This window comes from Curtobacterium sp. MCPF17_021 (assembly GCF_003234605.2).
Classification (GTDB): Bacteria; Actinomycetota; Actinomycetes; order Actinomycetales; family Microbacteriaceae; genus Curtobacterium; species Curtobacterium flaccumfaciens.
The window spans coordinates 969,552-989,166 of sequence record NZ_CP126252.1; the positions used below are offsets into that span (position 1 = coordinate 969,552).

General features: G+C 70.9%; 21 protein-coding genes. 10 read left to right on the plus strand and 11 right to left on the minus strand.

Annotated features, from left to right (window positions below):
- The first annotated feature begins 22 nt into the window (after nucleotides 1-22).
- From fdxA to DEJ29_RS04725, 3 genes are all read left to right on the plus strand, one after another.
- The gene (fdxA, locus tag DEJ29_RS04715; RefSeq protein WP_017887060.1) at nucleotides 23-340 is read left to right on the plus strand and encodes a ferredoxin; all 318 of its coding nucleotides are present in this window, start codon (nucleotides 23-25) and stop codon (nucleotides 338-340) included.
- Between the two features lie 13 nt (nucleotides 341-353).
- Nucleotides 354-1,472 carry a succinyldiaminopimelate transaminase gene (dapC, locus tag DEJ29_RS04720; protein ID WP_111094748.1) on the plus strand — a complete coding sequence of 373 codons (1,119 nt, stop codon included), beginning with the start codon at nucleotides 354-356 and terminating at the stop codon, nucleotides 1,470-1,472.
- Between the two features lie 164 nt (nucleotides 1,473-1,636).
- Nucleotides 1,637-2,935, plus strand: a complete 1,299-nt coding sequence (locus DEJ29_RS04725; RefSeq protein ID WP_111022616.1) for a citrate synthase — start codon at nucleotides 1,637-1,639, stop codon at nucleotides 2,933-2,935.
- A 123-nt stretch (nucleotides 2,936-3,058) separates the two neighbouring features.
- Here the strand turns inward: DEJ29_RS04725 and DEJ29_RS04730 are convergent, their stop codons facing one another.
- Genes DEJ29_RS04730 through dapD form a run of 3 tightly spaced genes read right to left on the minus strand, consistent with a single transcriptional unit; the run spans nucleotide 3,059 to nucleotide 4,890 of the window.
- Nucleotides 3,059-3,235 carry a hypothetical protein gene (locus DEJ29_RS04730; RefSeq protein ID WP_163343370.1) on the minus strand — a complete coding sequence of 59 codons (177 nt, stop codon included), beginning with the start codon at nucleotides 3,233-3,235 and terminating at the stop codon, nucleotides 3,059-3,061.
- Between the two features lie 25 nt (nucleotides 3,236-3,260).
- Complete coding sequence (locus DEJ29_RS04735) at nucleotides 3,261-3,890, minus strand: hypothetical protein (RefSeq protein ID WP_220037327.1); 630 nt, start codon at nucleotides 3,888-3,890, stop codon at nucleotides 3,261-3,263.
- A 34-nt stretch (nucleotides 3,891-3,924) separates the two neighbouring features.
- Entirely contained in the window at nucleotides 3,925-4,890 is a 966-nt protein-coding gene (dapD, locus tag DEJ29_RS04740; RefSeq protein ID WP_111094750.1) for a 2,3,4,5-tetrahydropyridine-2,6-dicarboxylate N-succinyltransferase, read from the minus strand.
- 152 nt (nucleotides 4,891-5,042) lie between these two features.
- On the opposite strand from dapD, the gene dapE reads away from it, so the two are divergent.
- The 4 genes from dapE to DEJ29_RS04760 all read left to right on the plus strand — a co-directional run bounded on the left by dapE (nucleotide 5,043) and on the right by DEJ29_RS04760 (nucleotide 8,515).
- Nucleotides 5,043-6,125 (plus strand): succinyl-diaminopimelate desuccinylase, encoded by a 1,083-nt coding sequence (gene dapE, locus DEJ29_RS04745; protein ID WP_111094751.1) that lies wholly within the window; start codon nucleotides 5,043-5,045, stop codon nucleotides 6,123-6,125.
- On the plus strand, nucleotides 6,110-7,354 hold the full coding sequence (locus tag DEJ29_RS04750) for a hypothetical protein (protein ID WP_111094778.1): 1,245 nt from the start codon (nucleotides 6,110-6,112) through the stop codon (nucleotides 7,352-7,354). Before dapE ends, DEJ29_RS04750 begins: the two co-directional genes overlap by 16 nt.
- A 147-nt stretch (nucleotides 7,355-7,501) precedes the next feature.
- The gene (locus DEJ29_RS04755) at nucleotides 7,502-7,672 is read left to right on the plus strand and encodes a DUF3117 domain-containing protein (protein ID WP_017887054.1); all 171 of its coding nucleotides are present in this window, start codon (nucleotides 7,502-7,504) and stop codon (nucleotides 7,670-7,672) included.
- Between the two features lie 123 nt (nucleotides 7,673-7,795).
- Entirely contained in the window at nucleotides 7,796-8,515 is a 720-nt protein-coding gene (locus tag DEJ29_RS04760; RefSeq protein WP_111094752.1) for an AAA family ATPase, read from the plus strand.
- Between the two features lie 27 nt (nucleotides 8,516-8,542).
- Here DEJ29_RS04760 and DEJ29_RS04765 read toward each other — a convergent pair whose 3' ends face one another.
- The gene (locus DEJ29_RS04765; RefSeq protein WP_017887052.1) at nucleotides 8,543-9,175 is read right to left on the minus strand and encodes an O-methyltransferase; all 633 of its coding nucleotides are present in this window, start codon (nucleotides 9,173-9,175) and stop codon (nucleotides 8,543-8,545) included.
- Between the two features lie 64 nt (nucleotides 9,176-9,239).
- Between DEJ29_RS04765 and DEJ29_RS04770 the strand changes: the two genes are divergently transcribed.
- Complete coding sequence (locus DEJ29_RS04770) at nucleotides 9,240-9,608, plus strand: twin-arginine translocase TatA/TatE family subunit (protein WP_110894138.1); 369 nt, start codon at nucleotides 9,240-9,242, stop codon at nucleotides 9,606-9,608.
- A gap of 82 nt (nucleotides 9,609-9,690) precedes the next feature.
- On the opposite strand, the gene DEJ29_RS04775 is transcribed toward DEJ29_RS04770, so the two are convergent.
- Genes DEJ29_RS04775 through DEJ29_RS04790 form a run of 4 tightly spaced genes read right to left on the minus strand, consistent with a single transcriptional unit; the run spans nucleotide 9,691 to nucleotide 13,571 of the window.
- Nucleotides 9,691-10,539 carry a class I SAM-dependent methyltransferase gene (locus DEJ29_RS04775; RefSeq protein ID WP_111094753.1) on the minus strand — a complete coding sequence of 283 codons (849 nt, stop codon included), beginning with the start codon at nucleotides 10,537-10,539 and terminating at the stop codon, nucleotides 9,691-9,693.
- A gap of 9 nt (nucleotides 10,540-10,548) precedes the next feature.
- On the minus strand, nucleotides 10,549-11,709 hold the full coding sequence (locus DEJ29_RS04780) for a P-loop NTPase (RefSeq protein ID WP_111094754.1): 1,161 nt from the start codon (nucleotides 11,707-11,709) through the stop codon (nucleotides 10,549-10,551).
- Entirely contained in the window at nucleotides 11,702-12,199 is a 498-nt protein-coding gene (locus DEJ29_RS04785; RefSeq protein ID WP_042539423.1) for a DUF1003 domain-containing protein, read from the minus strand. Before DEJ29_RS04785 ends, DEJ29_RS04780 begins: the two co-directional genes overlap by 8 nt.
- Nucleotides 12,200-12,251: 52 nt before the next feature.
- On the minus strand, nucleotides 12,252-13,571 hold the full coding sequence (locus tag DEJ29_RS04790; RefSeq protein ID WP_027464574.1) for a magnesium transporter MgtE N-terminal domain-containing protein: 1,320 nt from the start codon (nucleotides 13,569-13,571) through the stop codon (nucleotides 12,252-12,254).
- Nucleotides 13,572-13,701: 130 nt separating this feature from the next.
- On the opposite strand from DEJ29_RS04790, the gene DEJ29_RS04795 reads away from it, so the two are divergent.
- Nucleotides 13,702-14,589 (plus strand): YflT domain-containing protein, encoded by an 888-nt coding sequence (locus DEJ29_RS04795; protein WP_111094755.1) that lies wholly within the window; start codon nucleotides 13,702-13,704, stop codon nucleotides 14,587-14,589.
- Nucleotides 14,590-14,969: 380 nt separating this feature from the next.
- Here the strand turns inward: DEJ29_RS04795 and DEJ29_RS04800 are convergent, their stop codons facing one another.
- On the minus strand, nucleotides 14,970-15,440 hold the full coding sequence (locus DEJ29_RS04800) for a GNAT family N-acetyltransferase (protein WP_071405472.1): 471 nt from the start codon (nucleotides 15,438-15,440) through the stop codon (nucleotides 14,970-14,972).
- A 15-nt stretch (nucleotides 15,441-15,455) separates the two neighbouring features.
- Nucleotides 15,456-16,940: an aminopeptidase P family protein gene (locus DEJ29_RS04805; RefSeq protein ID WP_111094756.1), complete on the minus strand. Its 1,485-nt coding sequence runs from the start codon at nucleotides 16,938-16,940 to the stop codon at nucleotides 15,456-15,458.
- 70 nt (nucleotides 16,941-17,010) lie between these two features.
- Between DEJ29_RS04805 and DEJ29_RS04810 the strand changes: the two genes are divergently transcribed.
- Nucleotides 17,011-17,883: a PHP domain-containing protein gene (locus tag DEJ29_RS04810; RefSeq protein WP_110864454.1), complete on the plus strand. Its 873-nt coding sequence runs from the start codon at nucleotides 17,011-17,013 to the stop codon at nucleotides 17,881-17,883.
- A 177-nt stretch (nucleotides 17,884-18,060) separates the two neighbouring features.
- Here the strand turns inward: DEJ29_RS04810 and DEJ29_RS04815 are convergent, their stop codons facing one another.
- Nucleotides 18,061-19,581: a DEAD/DEAH box helicase gene (locus DEJ29_RS04815; protein WP_111094757.1), complete on the minus strand. Its 1,521-nt coding sequence runs from the start codon at nucleotides 19,579-19,581 to the stop codon at nucleotides 18,061-18,063.
- Nucleotides 19,582-19,615 lie beyond the last annotated feature (34 nt).

Genomic DNA, 19,615 nt, shown 5'->3' on the forward strand with positions numbered 1-19,615 from the left:
CGTCGAAGGGAGCACCCGAACCGTGACCTACGTGATCGCCCAGCCGTGTGTCGACGTCAAGGACCGCGCCTGCATCGACGAATGCCCGGTCGACTGCATCTACGAGGGCGACCGCTCGCTCTACATCCACCCCGACGAGTGCGTCGACTGCGGTGCGTGTGAGCCGGTCTGCCCCGTCGAGGCCATCTACTACGAGGACGACCTGCCCGACCAGTGGGCCGACTACTACAAGGCCAACGTCGAGTTCTTCGACGAGGTCGGGTCGCCCGGCGGCGCTGCGAAGGTCGGCGTGATCCACAAGGACCACCCCGTCGTCGCGGCCGAGCCCGTCCGCGGCTGACCGGACCCCCCTCGTGGCGCTCGACCTCCCCGACTTCCCCTGGGACCAGCTCGTCCCGTTCAAGCAGCGCGCCGCGGCGTACGAGGGCGGCATCGTCGACCTCAGCGTCGGATCGCCCGTCGACCCCACGCCCGAGGTCGTCCGCACCGCTCTGGCCACCGCGACCGACGCGCACGCCTACCCGCAGGTCGCCGGCACCCCGGCGCTGCGGCAGGCCATCGCGGACTGGTACGGCCGGCGGCACGGCGTCACCCTGACCGAGGCGAACGCGCTGCCGACGATCGGCTCGAAGGAGTTCATCGCGGGCCTGGCGCTCTGGCTCGGCATCGGCCCCGGTGACACCGTGGTGTTCCCGGCCGCCGCGTACCCGACGTACGAGCTCGGCGCCGCACTGGTCCGCGCCGATGCCCTGGCCTCGGACGACCCCGCGGCGTGGCCGTCCACCACGAAGCTCGTGTGGCTGAACTCCCCGGGCAACCCGGACGGCCGCGTGCTGACCCTCGACGAACTCCGTGCCGCCGTGGTGCGCGCCCGCGAGCTCGGAGCCGTCATCGTCGGCGACGAGTGCTACGCCGAGCTCGGGTGGGAGCCGGAGTACGCCACCACGCCGACGCCCACGATCCTCGACCCCCGGGTCGTCGGCGACTCGCTCGACGGCGTGCTGAGCGTGTACTCGCTGTCGAAGCAGTCGAACCTCGCCGGCTACCGTGCGGCCTTCGTCGCCGGTGACGCCGCGATCCTGGCCGACGTCCTGGCCGTCCGGAAGCACGCCGGGCTCATGCCGCCGCTGCCCGTGCAGCAGGCCATGGTCGTCGCGCTGCAGGACGAGACCCACGTGCAGCAGCAGAAGGCCCGCTACCGGGCGCGACGGACCATGCTCCGGCGAGCACTCGAGGATGCCGGGTTCCGGATCGACCACAGCGAGGCCGGGCTCTACCTCTGGGCCACCCGCGGCGAACCCGCTCTCGACACCGTGGCCTGGCTCGCCGACCGCGGGATCCTCGTCGCACCGGGCACGTTCTACGGCGCAGCAGGGGGAGAGCACGTCCGCGTGGCCCTGACGGCGACCGACGAGCGCATCGCCGCAGCGTCGCAGCGACTGGCGAGCAGCCGTCGCCTCGGCACCGCGTAGCACGGACACGAGTCGTTCCGGTGGTGCCCGCAATCCGTGGGAACCACCAAATCGTCACCTGGGATGTGTGCACGACCGACAGGTGCCGCGATTAGGCTGTCCTCGTGACTGACACTGCCAATGACGCTCAGAAGACGGCCACACCGCCCACCACGCCCGTCCCCGTGAGTCCCGCCGCCGAACAGCAGGGCGCGACCGCGACGCTGACGTTCCCGGGTGGCACGGCGGAGTTCCCGATCCTGCAGAGCGTCGACGGCGCGTCCGCGATCGACATCTCGACCTTCAAGAAGCAGACCGGGATGAACACGCTCGACTACGGGTTCGTGAACACCGGTGCGACGAAGAGCGCGATCACCTACATCGACGGCGACCAGGGGATCCTGCGCTACCGCGGGTACCCCATCGACCAGATCGCCGGGAACTGCACGTTCCTCGAGGTCGCGTGGCTCCTGATATACGGCGAGCTGCCGACCCCCACCGAGCTCGAGCAGTTCGACGCCCGCATCCGTCGGCACACCCTGCTGCACGAAGACCTCCGCCGTCTGTTCGACGCCCTGCCGCACTCGGCGCACCCGATGTCCGTGCTCTCGAGCGCCGTCAGCGCCCTGTCCACGTACTACGAGGACGACATGGACGTGGACGACCCCGAGAAGGTCGAGCTGCAGACCGTCCGGCTCCTCGCCAAGCTCCCGGTGATCGCGGCCTACGCCCACAAGAAGGCCATCGGGCAGGCGTTCCTGTACCCGGACAACTCGCTGTCGTTCGTCGACAACTTCCTGCGGCTGAACTTCGGCACCATGGCCGAGACCTACAAGCCCAACCCGGTGCTCTCGAAGGCGCTCGAGCGGCTCCTCATCCTGCACGAGGACCACGAGCAGAACGCCTCGACCTCGACGGTGCGCATGGTCGGCTCGACGAAGGCGAACATGTTCGCCTCGATCTCGGCCGGCATCAACGCCCTGTACGGCCCGCTGCACGGCGGTGCGAACGAGGCCGTGCTCGAGATGCTCCAGCAGATCAAGGACTCGGGCGAGCCCGTGACGCGCTTCGTCGAGCGGGTGAAGAACAAGGAGCAGGGCGTCAAGCTCATGGGCTTCGGGCACCGCGTCTACAAGAACTACGACCCGCGCGCGAAGCTCGTCAAGGAGTCCGCGCACGAGGTCCTCGAGTCCCTCGGCGTGCAGGACGACCTGCTCGACATCGCGATGGAACTCGAGCAGATCGCGCTCGAGGACGAGTACTTCGTCAGCCGCAAGCTCTACCCGAACGTCGACTTCTACACCGGCATCATCTACAAGGCGATGGGCTTCCCGCCGCGGATGTTCACCGTCCTGTTCGCCATCGGTCGCCTGCCGGGCTGGATCGCCCAGTGGCGCGAGCTGAACAACGACCCGCTCAACAAGATCGGTCGCCCGCAGCAGCTCTACGTGGGTGCACCCGAGCGCGACGTCCCCGGGCGCTAGCGCGCTTGGTGAGCAGCAATGGTCGGGTCCTGCGAGAGGACCCGACCATTGCTGCTCACCAAGTGACGGAAAGGAGGCCCGGTGCCGGTCTCGCGGACCGGCACCGGGCCTCCAGGCATCGTTTCAGGGCCGCTTCCGGTGATGCCGGATCGCGGTCCCGGTGATCAGGATCGCTGCGAAGAGCGCGACCGTCCCCAGAGCGTTGCTCGTCCACAGTCCTGCCGTCGCTGGAGACGTCGTGACGACGACGGCGAACGCCACCAGGCAGATGCTGACGGCGGTCGCGACGAGTACCTGCATCAGCTGACTCCGACCGGTCGTGGCCTCACACACATCGGGGATTCCGTGAGCCGTTGAAGGGGTAGATACGGAGGGACTTCGATCCGCATCGGATCCCGTTGGTGGTCACTGCCCACGTCGCGGCGGCGATGATCGCTCCGGCCACCACGCAGAACGTCCCGGCGCTGATGGCGCAGACACCTGCGCCCAGCGCCCAGCCAGCACCGCTGATGATCGCGGACTGATCAGTGGCGTTGAAGGAGACGTAGGTTCCGTACTTGTCGCTGCCCGCACCGAGACGAGCTCGAGGATCGCCCTGCACGATGTCGAACGAGAAGCCGTCTCCCAGCTCGATGGTGGTCGTGCGCGCGCCGTCACGCCCGATCTGCTCGTCGATGACGTACCCGCTGGCGCGGGCTTCAGCGACGGCGACGTCCAGTTGCTCCGGCGTGACGTCCGTCTGCGGTTGTGCTGTCGACTGACCGGCCGCGCTGCTGGGCGCGGACCGGTCGACTGCTTGCGCGGACGGCGCGACGAGCACGCTCGACGCGATGATCGCGACGGTCGCCCCGAGCGTGATGCCGGTGGTGCGAAGTGACATGTTCTCCCCTTGGCTCGTAGCGCCGCGACAGTGCGACGCTGACCTCACCGTACCGAGGTGAAACGTGACGTGCAAGAGAAGAAATATCAGGCAGGGGAGCCCTCGGGTGCTACGCGTGCAGCGCGGTGTTCAGCTGGATGCCCTCGCCCTTCCGCTGCAGTGCCTCGACGGCGCCGCTGATGCTGTTGCGGCGGAACAGGATGTTCGGGGTGCCGGAGAGCTCCGCGGCCTTGACGGTCTTCGGGGTGCCGTCGGGGTTCGGTGCCGCGCCGACCAGCACCACCTTCGTGCCGGCCGTGACGTAGAGACCGGCCTCGATGACGGAGTCGTCACCGAGCGAGATGCCGAGGCCCGCGTTCGCGCCGAGCAGCGCGCGCTCGCCGAGCGAGACACGGTGCGTGCCGCCGCCGGACAGCGTGCCCATGATCGAGGCGCCGCCGCCGATGTCGGTGCCGTTGCCGACGACGACGCCCTGCGAGACGCGGCCCTCGATCATGGCGTCACCGAGGGTGCCGGCGTTGAAGTTGACGAAGCCCTCGTGCATGACGGTCGTGCCCGGTGCCAGGTGCGCGCCGAGGCGGACGCGGTTGGCGTCGCCGATGCGGACGCGGTCCGGCACGACGTAGTCGAGCAGGCGCGGGAACTTGTCGATGGCGTGCACGGCGATGCCGGCGCGCTGCAGGGACGGGCGCAGGCGCGTCAGGGACTCGGGGTGCACCGGGCCGGCGTTCGTCCACGCGACGATCGGCAGGTGGCCGAAGACGCCGTCGAGGGAGACCTCGTTCGGGCGGACGTGCAGGTGGCTCAGCAGGTGCAGGCGGAGGTACGCGTCCGGGGTGCTCGTGGGGCCGGCGTCGATCGTGATCTCGGTGGTGACGGCCTCGATCCGGACCTCGCGGCGGGGGTCGTCACCGACGTGCGCCTGCAGCTCGGCGGGGAACACGGCGCCGGCGGGCAGCGCCCCGAGGTGCGTCTCCGGGTACCAGGTGTCGAGCGTCGTGCCGTCGGCGGCGATCGTCGCGAGGCCGTGGCCCCAGGCGTGGGTCGGGCGGTCGGAGGCAGTCGTGTCGGTCACGGCTCCAGGGTACCGAGCGGCCGTCGGCGGGCACCGTCCGGCCGGACGGCCGGGGCAGTGGGGTTCCCGACCGTCCGGACCGCCGGGGCGGTGGGGTTCCCGACCGTCCGGACTGCCGGGGCGGTGCGAGGGACGGCCGGTAGGCTGCCCGCATGCCGGAGCACCTCGACCTCACCGCCTCGTCCATCGACATCACCCGTGCCATCTGCGACATCGAGTCGGTGTCCGGCAACGAGCAGGCCCTCGCCGACGCGATCGAGGCGGTGCTCGCACCGCTGCCGCACCTCGACGTGATCCGCGACGGCGACGCCATCGTGGCGCGGACGAACCTGGGCCGTGACCGCCGGGTCGTCATCGCCGGTCACATCGACACGGTGCCGCTCAACGACAACCTGCCGACCGAGTTCCGGACCACCGAGGACGGCACCGAGATCCTCTGGGGCCGCGGCACCGTCGACATGAAGGCCGGCTGCGCGGTGCAGCTCAAGCTGGCGTACGACCTGGTCGACCCCTCGGTCGACGTCACCTGGGTCTGGTACGACCACGAGGAGGTCAGCGACGCCCTGAACGGCCTCGGCCGCCTGGCCCGGACACGACCCGAACTCCTCACCGCCGACTTCGCGATCCTGGGCGAGCCGTCCGGGGCGCAGATCGAGGGCGGGTGCAACGGCAACCTCCGCGCCGAGATCCGTACGTTCGGCAAGCGTTCGCACAGCGCCCGGAGCTGGATCGGCGACAACGCGATCCACAAGACCGCCCCGATCCTGGCCACCCTGGCCGCCTACGAGCCCCGCACCGTCACGGTCGACGGGCTCGAGTACCGCGAAGGCCTGAACGCGGTCGGCATCAGCGGCGGCATCGCGGGCAACATCATCCCCGACGAGGCGATGGTGCACGTGAACTACCGGTTCGCACCCTCGCGCTCGGCCGACGAAGCCGTCGCCCACATCCGCGAGCTGTTCGACGGGTACGAGGTCACGATCGTCGACCTCGCCGCCGGTGCCCGCCCCGGACTCGATGCCCCACTCGCGCAGGACTTCGTCGCGGCCGTCGGCGGACCGGAGCCCCGTCCGAAGTACGGCTGGACCGACGTCGCACGCTTCTCGGCGCTCGGGGTCCCCGCGGTCAACTACGGCCCCGGCGAGCCGGTCTTCGCCCACCACGACGACGAGCAGGTCCCGGTCGCGCAGATCACCGCGGTCGAGGCCGGGCTGCGTCGGTGGCTGACGGCCTGACGACGGCGGGGGCCACCCGGAGGACCCCTGCTCGGAACCGCTGGCGGGCCCGGTACCGGGTCATCCCGTGGTGGGTGCGCATCACGGTCGTCTACGTGCTGGCGCGGCTCGTCACAGGCGCCATGATGCTCGCGTTCGCCCGCGTGCAGGCGGCGAACTCGTTCACCGTGCAGAGCCCGGGCTACCTGTCGTTCGCGTCGATCTGGGACGGTGCCTGGTACCGCGTGATCGCCACGGGCGGGTACCCGTCGACGCTGCCCGTCGACGCCGCCGGGCACGTGACCGAGAACGCGTGGGCGTTCATGCCCGCGTACCCGTTCCTGGTGCGGGCGCTCACGCTGCTCACCGGAGCGTCGTTCGAGTTCGTCGCGGTCTCGGTGTCGTTGCTCGCCGGACTCGGGGCCGCGCTGGTGTTCCGCCGACTCATGGGCCGGTTCCTCGACCCCGCACGGGCGACGTTCGCCACGGTGCTGTTCTGTGTCGCACCGGTGTCGGCGATGTTCCAGGTGGCCTACGCGGAGTCGATGGGCCTGTTCCTGCTGCTCGTCGCGCTGCTGCTCATGGTGGATCGACGGTGGTGGGCGATGCTGCCCGTCGTGCTCCTGCTCGGCATGACCCGACCGACGGGGCTCGCCTTCGCGTTCCTGGTGGTGCTCTTCGTGGCCGCCTGGGCGATCCGCCCGGCGTGGGTGCGCTCGTCGGAACCGCTGACCCTCCGCCGACTCGTGCCCCCCGTGGTGGTCGCCACGGTGTCGGGCCTGGTCGGTCTGGCCTGGCCTGCGATCGCGTGGGCGGTCACCGGGGTGCCGAAGGCCTACACCGACACCGAGCTCGCCTGGCGGTCGTCCTACATCGGGTGGAAGGAACTCGTGCCGTTCGCGCCGTGGGTGCAGGGGTTCGGGTGGTGGTTCGGGCAGCCGGCCGGCACGGTGCTGCTCGTCGTCGTGCTCGTCGGGTTCGCGGCGTTCGTGTGTATGCCCGCCGCACGCCGGATCGGCATCGAGCTCCGACTCTGGGGCGTGGCGTACCTCGTGTACCTGCTCGCGGTGTTCTTCCCGCAGTCGAGCACCTGGCGCATCCTCGTGCCGATCGCACCGCTGCTCGGGATCGTGGCGCTGCCGCGGTCGCGGGTGTACCGCGTGGCCGTCGTCGTCGCGTTCGTCGGGCTGCAGTGGGTCTGGCTGTACTACACGTGGTGGATCGACGGCTACGACTGGACCCCGCCGTGATCGATGCGGGGCGCCGGAGGCCCGTGGAACCGCGTTCTGCGGAGCATCCGGACGGGGCATCCGACACCCCCAACCTGGGCGGTTTCGCAGTTGCCCCCTCCATACGGGATAATGGGGCTGCATTTACTGCACGAAAGGGGACATCTGATGGCAGCCATGAAGCCGAGGACCGGTGACGGGCCGATGGAGGCTGTTAAGGAGGGTCGACTCATCATCGTGCGGGTTCCGCTCGAAGGTGGAGGCCGCCTGGTCGTCTCGGTCAACGATGCCGAGGCCAAGGAACTCCACGACGCACTCGCTGAGGTCGTCTCGGCCTAGTACGTCGAAGCACCAGAACGGACGGCCCGGAGCGTGTACGCTCCGGGCCTTCCGTCTGTCTGCCGATGATCCCACGGCGGGAGCGTCCCCGGTGCTGTCGGTCGGCTCCGGCAGGATGGGGCCGTGCCGAGGACGAGACTGCCGATCCGCCGCGTCGAGGAGTACGCGCCCGACCCGATGCCGCGCGACGTCTGGCCGGCGACCCTTTCGCCTGTCCGGCAGCTGCTCGACGACGGGCTCGACCTCGCTCCGGTGACGGTGCTGGTCGGTGAGAACGGTGCCGGCAAGTCGACCCTGGTCGAGGCGATGGCGCTCGCCTTCGGCATGGGGCCCGAGGGCGGTTCGACGAAGTCCGGGCACAGCACCCGCCCGAGCGAATCGCAGCTCTGGGAGCACATCGCCCTGCACCGGGAACCCGGCGCTGTGCGGTCCGGCTTCTTCCTGCGGGCGGAGACCATGCACGGGGTCTTCACCTACCTTGAACAGCACCCCGGGGGAGCCGAGCCGCTGTTCCACGAGCGGAGCCACGGTGAGTCGTTCCTCGACTTCGTGATCCACCGATCGCAGTGGCCCGGGCTCTGGATCCTCGACGAGCCGGAGTCCGCCCTGTCGTTCTCGGGGTGCCTGGCGCTCATCGGGCTCCTGCAGTCCATCGTCGAGACGGGTGTCGGCCAGGTCGTGCTCTCGACCCACTCACCCGTGCTCGCCGCGTTCCCCGGGGCCGAGATCCACGAGGTCGGCGAGTGGGGCCTGCGGCGCACCGAGTGGCGCGACCTCGACCTGGTGCGGAACCAGCGGGCGTTCCTCGAGTCCCCGGAGCGGTACCTGCGGCACCTCGACTGACCTGCGCGAGCGCCGGCGGGTCGAGCGCTAGTTGGTGACCTTCGTCAACTGCAGCAGCCCGTCACCGGCGGGCGACAGCGCGCTGCGCACCGCACCCGAGGTCGACACCTCGGTCAGGAGCAGCCGGAAGTCCGTGGTGGCGCGGTCGCGCTTCACCGGGTCGGCCACGCGTCCGCGCCACAGGGCGTGCGGCACCAGGACGGTGCCACCCAGGCGGGCGAGCCGGAGACCGTGCTCGACGTACTCGATGACGTGCTCGGGGTCGGCGTCGACGAGGACGACGTCGTACGAGGCCTCGTTCATGCGGGGGAGCACCTGGTTCGCCCGACCGGGGATGAGCCGGATCCGTGCGGGAGCGGTGCCGGCGCTGATGTAGGCGTCGCGGGCGAACTGCTGGTGGTCGACCTCGACGTCGATCGTCGTCAGGGTCGCGTTCGGGGCGCCGGCGAGCAGGTACAGGCCGGAGACCCCGAGGCCGGTGCCGATCTCGATGATGCTCGTGGCTCGCGAGGCTGCGGCGATGACCCCGATCTGCGCACCGATCGCGGGCGAGATCGCTTCGACCCCGAGTTCCAGGGAGTGCTCACGAGCACGGGCGATCGCCTCGGTCTCCGAGACGATGTCCTCGGCGAACTTCCAGTTCGACTCTTTCTCTGACACGCACACTCCGTTCGGGAGACAACTCTAGAGGTGCAACGCAGCAGCACGCGTTAGGCTCGCTCGCGTGGACATCCCGCTCGACAAGATCCTGATCATCGGGGTCATCGGCGTCCTCTTGCTCGGGCCGCAGCGCCTGCCGATGTACGCCCAGAAGCTGGCCGAGTTCGTCAAGGCCGTGCGTCGGTTCGCCGACACCGCGAAGGAGCGGATGCGCGACGAGATGGGCCCAGAGTTCGACGACATCGAGTGGCAGAAGCTCGACCCGCGCCAGTACGACCCGCGCCGCATCATCCGAGACGCCCTGCTCGACTCCGGTTCCAGTGCGGCCGCCGTGCAGACCGCGCAGGTGACGGCCTCCAAGGTGCGCGCGACGGCTCCCGTCGTGCCCCTAGCCGCCGGTGAACCGGCACCCTTCGACGCCGAGGCGACCTGACGCCCGTCACGTCCCCACGCGACGGACTGGAGGCCCGGTGCCAGCTGGCACCGGGCCTCCAGTCCGTCAGGGGGTTGCGTCGTCAGTCGCGGGTGGCGACGATCGTGTAGGTCGTGGGGATCCGATCGCGGTCGTGTTCCGGCCAGGCCCACGAGCCGGTGTCGGTCTCGACCATGCGGGAGCTGAAGCGCCACGGCAGGGTCCGGCCCTCGTCGAGTCGTCGGAGCCGCAGCCCGGCACCGAGCAGGGCGTTCACGATCTCGGACAGCGGGTGCGGCCACTCGAAGGTGCGGGTGTTCGCCACCGTGCCGTCACCGGCGTAGGTGCCGGCGTCGTCCCACTGCTGCGCGGTGCCGTCCGGGAAGTACCGGTACCGGGTGACGAGCTCGTCGGCGTCCTCGTCGAGGGCGTACAGCGCCGGGTGTCCGTCGCGGATGAAGAACACCCCGCCGGGGCGGAGCAGGCCGGCGACCTGCGCAGCCCAGCGGTCGAGGTCGGGGAGCCAGCAAATCGTGCCGATGCTCGTGTACACGACGTCGAAGTCACCGGTGACGGCGGCCCGGGCATCGAGGACGTCGGTCTCGACCCAGGTGACGTCGAGCCCGAGGCGCGATGCGAGTCCGGCGGCCGAGGCGAGGGCGGCGGGGGAGAAGTCGACACCGGTCAGTCGGGCACCCTCGCGGGCGAGCGACACCGTGTCGGTGCCGATGTGGCACTGCAGGTGACAGACGTCGAGGCCCGTGAGCGAGCCGTTCGGCAACCAGGGCGTCAGGGCCGGCAGGTCCTCGCGGACGACGTCCGAGCGGTGGCCGGGGTCGGCGAGGGCGTCGATCGCGTAGGCGCCCTCGTGGATCGGCACCCGGTCGTCCCAGTTCGCGCGGTTCGTGGCGCGTGCGTGGTCCCAGTCGACATCGACGTGATCGGTGCTCATGCCCCGAGCCTAGGACAGCGACAACCCGAGCTTCCGGCCGGCGAGCCCGCGTCCCATCGTGGTGATCCGGTCGGCGATCGCGGTCAGGGCCGCCGCGGCCGGGTCCTCCGGGCTGCCGAGCACCACGGGTACCCCGGCGTCGCCGCCCTCGCGCAGTGGCACCGACAGCGGCACGCTGCCGAGCACCGGGACGGGGGCGTCCTGGCCACGGGACAGCCGTGCGGCGGTCTCGGCGCCACCACCCTCGCCGAACAGGTGCAGCACCGAGCCGTCGGGCTGCACGAGCCCGGCCATGTTCTCGACCACACCGATGACCCGCTGCCCGGTCTGCCGGGCGACGATGCCGCTGCGCTCGGCGACGTCGGCCGCGGCGGCCTGCGGGGTCGTGACGACCAGGACCTCGGCGTGCGGTAGCAGCTGCCCCACCGAGATCGCGACGTCGCCGGTGCCCGGGGGCAGGTCGAGCAGCAGGACGTCCAGGTCGCCGAAGAACACGTCCGTCAGGAACTGGTTCACGGTGCGGTGCAGCATCGGTCCGCGCCACGACACCGCGGTCGAGACGTCGTCGACGAACATGCCGATCGACACGACCTTCACGTCGTGCGCCACCGGCGGCAGGATCATGCTGTCCACCCGGGTCGGGCGGGGTGCGACCCCGTGCTCGTCGGTCAGACCCATCAGGCCGGGGACGCTGAAGCCGTGCACGTCGACGTCGACGACCCCGACCCGCAGACCCCGGCGGGCGAGCGCGACGGCGAGGTTCACGGTGACGGTGGACTTGCCGACGCCGCCCTTGCCGCTCGTGACGGCGATGACGCGCGTGAGCGAGTCCGCGGTGAACTGGATGCCCTTGGGCCGGCCGGCTCGCAGCCGCTCGGTCAGCGCGGCACGAGTGGCCGGGTCCATCACGGACACGTCGACGTCGACCGCGGCGACCCCCGGGACGGACCCGGCGGCGACGCGGACGTCGCGCTCGATGGTGTCGGCGGCGGGGCACCCCACGATCGTGAGCTGCAGGTCGACGCGCACCGCGCCTCCTGGCTGCACGTCGACACCGCGGATCATGTCGAGCTCTGTGACCGGGCGGCGGATCTCGGGGTCGATGACGCGGCCGAGCGCAGCGAGGACCGCCGTGCCGAGCTGTTCGTCGGTGGGGGCGGCGTCAGCCACGGGTGGAGCTGTCGTGTTCGTCCGCGTAGCCGGCCTCGTCGGCGTCGCGGCGGTCGAGCTCCTCGAGCAGGGAGCGGAGCTCGGCGCGGATGAAGTCCTTCGACGCCATGTCCCGCATCGCCAGGCGCAGGGCCACGACCTCGCGGGCCAGGTACTCGGTGTCGGCCAGGTTGCGTTCGGCGCGCTGGCGGTCCTGCTCGAACTGCACGCGGTCGCGGTCGTCCTGCCGGTTCTGCGCGAGCAGGATCAGCGGGGCGGCGTACGAGGCCTGCAGCGAGAGCACGAGCGTCAGAGCCGTGAAGCCGATCGCCGCCGAGTCGAACTGCCACGGCTTCGGCGCCAGGGTGTTGTAGCCCATCCAGACCACGCAGAACAGCGTGAGGCCGATGAGGAACCACGGCGTGCCCATCCCGCGGGCGATGCCCTCGGTCGCACGACCGAAGGTGTCCCCGCGACCACGCCGGCGGCTGGGGAGCACACGCGTGCGCATGCCCTTCGGGGAGTCGAGCCGGACCTCTTGGCGGTCACGGTCGCGACGGTTGTCATCCGTTCGGGCCACGGGTGGTCCTCCTTCCCGTCGTCACGGGTGTCCTGCGCGGGCGTTGGCGTGGAAGCGGTGAGGGTTCCCCCTCGCCCTGACTTCGCCAGTCGTCCGGCAGGACGTGGTCGAGGACATCGTCGATCGTCACCACCCCGACGAGACGGTGGGCGTCGTCGACCACGGGGACGGACAGCAGGTTGTAGGTCGCCATGATGCGGGTGACCTCGGCGGCGCTCGCGTCGACCCGGACCGGTTCGGTCTGCTGGTCGATGAGCGTGCCGAGCCGCTCGTTCGGCGGGTAGCGGAGCATCCGCTGGAAGTGCACGAGCCCGAGGAACCGACCGGTCGGCGGCTCGTACGGCGGCAGGGTGACGCAGACGGCGGCGCCGAGCACCGGCGCGAGCTCGTGGCGGCGGACGAGCGCGAGGCCCTCGGCCACGGTGGCGTCGGCCGAGACGATCACCGGTTCGGTGGTCATCAGACCACCGGCGGTGTCCGGCTCGTACTCCAGGAGCATGCGGACGTCCTGCGCCTCCTCCGGCTCCATGAGCTGCAGGAGGGCCTCGCTCCGCTCGTCGGAGAACTGGGCGAGGACGTCGGCCGCGTCGTCCGGCTGCATCTGGTCGAGGACGTCGGCGGCGCGGGCATCCACCAGCCGGGTGAGGATCTCGATGCGCTCCTGGTCGGGCATCTCCTCGAGCACGTCGGCGAGGCGGTCGTCCGGGAGCTCCTCGGCGACCTCGAACCGGCGCTCGGCGGGCAGGTCGAGCAGCGTCGACGCGAGGTCGGCGGGCAGCAGGTCGGAGTAGGCGGCGATGACGTGCTCGGCGGACTGGGCCTCGCCGGGGAGCTCGTCCTCGGTGACCTCGTTCCACGTCGCGAACGTCGTCGGACCCTTGCCGAACGGTGACGGCGTCGTCTTCGGCTTGCGGAGGAAGAGCTGCGCGACCTCCCAGTCGCCCTGCCCGCGATCCTCGATCGCGACGTCCTCGATGGTGGCGCGGATCCGCTGGTTCTTGATGAGCACCTTGCGGCCGAGCATCTCGGCGATGACGCGGACCTCGCCGCCACGCTGCTCGAAGCGGCGCATGTTCACGAGGCCGGTCGTGATGACCTGCCCGGCACCGATGGAGGTGATGCGGCCGATGCTCACGAAGATGCGGCGCTTGCCGGGCACCTCGACGATGAGCCCGACGACGTGCGGGGGATCGGCCCGGCGGTAGACGACCAGGACGTCCCGGACCCTGCCGACGCGGTCGCCCGCGGGGTCGAAGACGGAGCACCCGGCGAGGCGGGCGACGAAGACCTTCGTGGCGCTCACCCGACCCAGCGTAGTCGCTCGGGTGTGGGCGTTCGCTCGCGCCGCCGACGGCACCGGTCGACGGCTTGCGATCGGCTGCTTCCCTGAGAGTGCACGTGCGATTGCAAGGTGTGCGGTGAATGATGGCTGTGTGAGCAATCAGAGCCCCTTCGCCGGCAGGACCGCCCAGGCGTTCCCGACGCTGCCCAAGGGCGACGTCCTGGGAACGTACGACAGCTACCCCGACGCGCAGCGCGTGGTGGCGAAGCTGGCCGAGGCCGACTTCCCCGTCAACCAGCTCTCGATCGTCGGCAACGACCTGAAGACGGTCGAGCGGGTCACCGGCAAGATGACCTACGGCCGTGCCGCCATCGCCGGCGCGCTGTCGGGCCTGTGGCTCGGCATCTTCTTCGGCATCGTGCTCACGCTCTTCTCGCCGAGCGCCGGCGGCCTGATCCTGGCTGCTGCGATCATCGGTGCCGCGTTCGGCATGCTCTACGGCATCGTCTCGTTCGCGATCACGAAGCGGCAGCGCGACTTCACGAGCGTGCACCAGGTGCTCGCCACGAACTACCAGATCGTCGTCAACCCGCAGCTGACCGGGCAGGCGCAGCGCATCCTCGGTGAGCACGGGGCGACCCCGTCCACGCACTGGAATGACGCTCCTCAGCAGCAGCAGCAGCAGCAGCAGCAGCAGTGGCGTCCGGGCCCCGGTGGGGTCCCGCCGCAGCAGCAGTCGCCGTACGGCGGGCACGCCACACCGCACCAGCAGCCGGGAGGCCCGCACCACCCCGGTACGTCGGCCCCCGGCGCGCAGACGGGTGCGCCTTCGGGCCCACCGCGCTACGGCACGAACGACGGACCCCGGTACGGGGAGACCCCCGAGACGGCTGCCGCCCCCGCGGCCCCGCCGGTGCCGGAGCATCGACCCGAGGAGCCGCCGCGCTACGGCGAGCGGGTCGCCGGTGCCACGCCGCCGGAGCCCTCGTCCTCGCCGGACGCCCAGCGCGACGGCGACGGGGACAGCGACCGCCGCTAGCCGGGCTCCGGCTGCGGCGCTCGGGCTTCGTCCTGCGGTCGCGCGAGATCGGGTCGTGCGAGATCGGGTCGCGCGAGGTCGGGTCGTGCGAGATCGCTCGACACGCCGTTCGCGTTCGCCGAGGTCGCACGAACTGTCGCCGCTGAGCTCCGCGGACGGCACTTCGTGCGACCTCGGCGGCGTCCGGGTGGTCCGGGCGGTCGCAACACCCCGCGCGCACGGCCTCGAGCGGTCAGAGATCGTCGTTCGGCGCCGGCCCAGGCGACGGTTCGTGACCGCTCGACCTCGGGCAGACGGCACGTCGTGACCGAGAGCCGAGCGGGCTCGGGCGCGCGCGAGCCGGGCTTGCGCGCGGCGCGGTCCGGGCAGGCTCGTGCGGGCTAGAGGACCTTCGAGAAGCAGACCGACAGGGGCGCCCCGACGTAGGGCCCGAAGTTCGCGATCCGCCGGAACCCCTCGCGCTGGTAGAACCCGACGGCGCGCTGCTGCTCCGTGCCCGTCTCGAGGACGAGCGCCGGGGACCCGAGGTCGAGCGCCGCTTCTTCCAGCCGGCGCAGCAACGCAGCCGCGGCGCCGGAGCCGCGGGACTCCGGTCGGACGTACATCCGCTTGATCTCGGCGATGCCGTCGTCGACGATGCGCAGGCCCCCGCACCCGAGTGGAGTCCCGGACTCGTCGCGTGCGACGAAGAACACCGCGATCGACTCGGCGGTCGGCTTCTCACCCGGTTCGGTGTCGCCGCCGTGCGCCCGGTCGATCTCCAGGCGCTGGGCGGCGCGGAGTCGCTGGGCGTCGGGGGAGTCGAAGTGCTCGACCTCGATCGAGATGGTGTTCGGGGAGGCCTCGGGCATGGTCACCCGATCAGGCTAGCGGCCCGAGCGGGCGATCCACCCCTCCACTTCCGAGGGGGTCCGGGGGATGCCGACCGACAGGTTCTCGGCGCCGTCCTCGGTCACCAGGATGTCGTCCTCGATGCGGACACCGATGCCGCGGAACTCCTCCGGCACGGTCAGGTCGTCCTGCTGGAAGTACAGCCCGGGCTCGATCGTGAAGACCATGCCGGCCTGCACGGTGCCGTCGAGGTACATCTCACGACGGGCCTTCGCGCAGTCGTGCACGTCGAGCCCCAGGTGGTGGCTCGTGCCGTGCACCATGTAACGACGGTGGAACTGGTTGTCCGGCTCGAGCGACTCGGCGGCCGAGACCGGCAGGAAGCCCCACTCGGCGGTCTTGCGCGCGATGACCTCCATCGCGGTGGCGTGCACCTGGCGGAACGTGATGCCCGGCTTGACGATCGCGAACGCGGCGTCGGCGGCCTCGAGCACGGCTTCGTAGACCATCCGCTGCACGGGGGAGAACGTGCCGCTCACCGGGAGCGTGCGGGTGATGTCGGCGGTGTAGAACGAGTCGACCTCGACCCCGGCGTCGATGAGGATGAGGTCGCCCGGCTGCACGGCGCCGTCGTTGCGGGTCCAGTGCAGGATGCAGGCGTGGTGGCCGGAGGCGGCGATGGTGTCGTAGCCCACGGTGTTGCCGTCGGCGCGCGCCCGGCGGTTGAACGTGCCCTCGACGATGCGCTCACCGCGCGGGTGCGCGAGCACGGCGTCGAAGTCGCCGATGACGTCGTCGAACCCGTGCTTCGTGGCGTCGACGGCCTTGCGGAGCTCACGGACCTCGTACGCGTCCTTGACCAGTCGCAGCTCGGACAGGTCGCGGGCGAGCAGGTCGTCGGTGGCCGGCGACCCCTCGGTCTCGTCCGCGCCACCGATCGCTGCGCCGATGCGGGCGTCGAGCGAACGGGTCAGGTCGTCGTCGGCTTCACGGACGAGCAGCGCCGACGCGTCGAGTGCGTCGGCGACGGCCGTGAACGCCCCGAGGTCGGCCGTGGCCAGCCCGAGGTCGGCGGCGACGGCGTCGAGCGAGGGGCGCGGACCGACCCAGAACTCCCCGATCTCGGGGTTGGCGTAGAACTCTTCCGAGTCGCGGCCCGCGGTGGCGCGGAAGTACAGCGTGGCGTCGTGGCCGGAGCCGTTCGGCGTCATCACGAGCACGGAGCCGACGACGGTGTCGGTGCCCCAACCGGTCAGGTGCGCGAAGGTGGAGTGCGGGCGGAACGGGTAGTCGCAGTCGTTCGAGCGGACCTTGGCCTGCCCGGCCGGCACCACGATCGTGCGGCCCGGGTGCAGCTCGGAGACGCGCGCGCGACGCTCGGCGGCGAACGCGGCCTGCTCGCGGGGCTCGGGCTGCGCTTCCGAGCGCTCGGCCCACTGCGACCCGATGAAGTCCTTGAAGGTCGAGGACCCGGGGGTCGTGGATCGGTTGCTCGTCGCGCGGGGAGTCGTGTCGGCCATGCGTCCATCATCGCACCGCCGGGCGACACCCGGCCTGTGCGGCCGCTCACCTGTGGATAGCATTGGCCACGTGCCAGACCCGTTCATCGACCTGCACGCGCACTCCAGTGTCTCCGACGGCACCGAGCGGCCCGCGGAGCTCGTCCGAGCGGCCGCGGCCGCCGGACTCGACGCCGTCGCGCTGACCGATCACGACACGACCGCGGGGTGGGCGGACGCCACGGCCACGGCGCACGAGCTGCCCCTGACCCTGCTGCCGGGCCTCGAGCTGAGCACCCGCATCGGCTACCGCAGCGTGCACGTGCTCGGCTACCTGGTGGACCCCGAGCACCCCGGACTGGTCGAGGAGACGACCCGGATCCGCGACGGCCGGCTCTCCCGCGCGCACCGCATGGTCGACCGCATCGCCGAGGACCACCCGATCACCTGGGCGGACGTCCTGGCCCAGTCCAGCCCCGGTGCCACGATCGGCCGTCCGCACATCGCCGACGCCCTGGTCGCCCGCGGGCTCGAGTCCGACCGGTCCGCGGCGTTCCGCGGCATCCTGCACCCGGCGTCCGGCTACTACGAACCCCACGAGGCACCCTCGCCCCTGCGTGGCGTCGAACTCATCCGGCAGGCCGGCGGCGTGCCCGTCATCGCGCACCCGGCGGCGTCCTCGCGCGGGATCGTCATCGACGAGCCGATGCTCCGCGACCTGGTCGACGCCGGGCTCGGCGGGCTCGAGGTCGACCACCGCGAGAACCTGGCACACGGCAAGCGCACCCTGCTCGACTGGGCGACGCGCTACGGCCTGTTCGTCACCGGTTCGAGCGACTACCACGGCACCGGCAAGCCGAACCGGCTGGGGGAGCACCGCACCGCACGCGTCTCCTTCGACGCGATCGTGTCCGAGGCGACGGGCAGCGCTCCCGTCGTCGGACCCGGCTCGCGCCTGTCCTGACGCGTCGCGCCGTCCCACCGAAGCGACACATCTCGCTCGGCGCGGCTTGACCCATCCGCGAAAGCGACAGATTCCCGCTGACAGTTCGCGGCGATCTGTCGCCCTCGCGGGGCAGTCGGCGGGTGGAGACGACGAAGGGCCCGTCGCGTCAGCGACGGGCCCTTCGGTCTGGAGGCGCTACTCGCCGTCCGACGTGCCCTGCGGTGCCGAGGCGGTCGCCGAGGCATCGCCGGTGCCGGCTCCGCGACGGCGGCGACGGCGACGACGCTTCGCGGCGCCGTCGGTGGTGGAACCACCTTCGACGGCCGAGCCGTCCTCGGTGCCCGCCGCGGTGGTGGGGGCGACCGACTCGGTGGCTGGAGCCTGCGGGGCGGACTGCTCCGAGCCTCCTGACCGGGTGCGGCTGCGCGACCGCGAACGCGACGCGTCACGCGAACCCGAACCCGAACCCGAGGCCGGGCGGTCGCTGCTGCGCTTCTCGACGGGCACGCCGGCAGAAGCGGCGTGCGACGACGAGCCGGGCAGACGGCCCTTGGTGCCCTTGGGGATGTCGAGTTCCTCGAACAGGTGGGGCGACGACGAGTAGGTCTCGACGGGCTCGGGGATGCCGAACTCGAGGGCCTTGTCGATCAGCGTCCACTTGTGCAGGTCGTCCCAGTCGACGAACGTGACCGCGATGCCGGTCTTGCCGGCACGGCCGGTGCGGCCGGCGCGGTGCAGGTACGTGTCCGGGTCGTCCGGGATCGTGTGGTTGATCACGTGCGTGACGTCGTCGACGTCGATGCCGCGGGCGGCGACGTCGGTGGCGATGAGCACGTCACGCTTGCCGGCCTTGAACGCCGCCATCGCGCGCTCGCGCTGCTCCTGGTTGAGGTCGCCGTGCACCGCTGCGGCGTTGAACCCGCGGTCCTTCAGTTCCTCGACGAGCTTCGCCGCGGCACGCTTGGTGCGGGTGAAGATCACGGTCTTGCCGCGGCCCTCGGCCTGGAGGATGCGGGCGATGACCTCGTCCTTGTCCAGGGAGTGCGCACGGTAGATGAGGTGCTTGATGTTGGCCTGCATGAGGCCCTCGTCCGGGTCGGTCGCCCGGATGTGCACCGGACGGCTCATGAACCGGCGGGCGAGGGCGACGATCGGCGCGGGCATCGTCGCCGAGAACAGCATCGTGTGCCGCACCTCGGGGACGGCCTGGAAGATGCGCTCGATGTCCGACAGGAACCCGAGGTCGAGCATGCGGTCGGCCTCGTCGAGCACCACCTCTTGCACGTGGGAGAGGTCGAGCAGACGCTGCCGCTGCAGGTCGATGAGCCGCCCGGGCGTGCCGACGACGATCTGGGCACCGGCCTTGAGCTGCTCCACCTGGCCCTCGTAGGCCTTGCCGCCGTAGATCGAGACGACCGTGGTCGGGCGGTTCGAGGCCGCGAGCTCGAGGTCCTCGGTGACCTGGACCGCGAGTTCACGGGTCGGGACGACGACGAGCGCCTTCACGCCGTGCGCCGGGTCGGCGCCGAGTCGCTGGATCAGCGGCAGGCCGAAGCCGAGCGTCTTGCCAGTACCCGTCTTGGCCTGGCCGATGATGTCCTGGCCGGTCAGGCCGAGCGGGATGGTCTGTTCCTGGATCGGGAAGGGCTCGATGATGCCCTTGCCGGCCAGTGCATCGACGATGTCCTGGTCGATGTTGAGGTCTGAGAAAGTCAAAGAATCACCTTAGTTCTGGTGGAAGTCCGGGCCA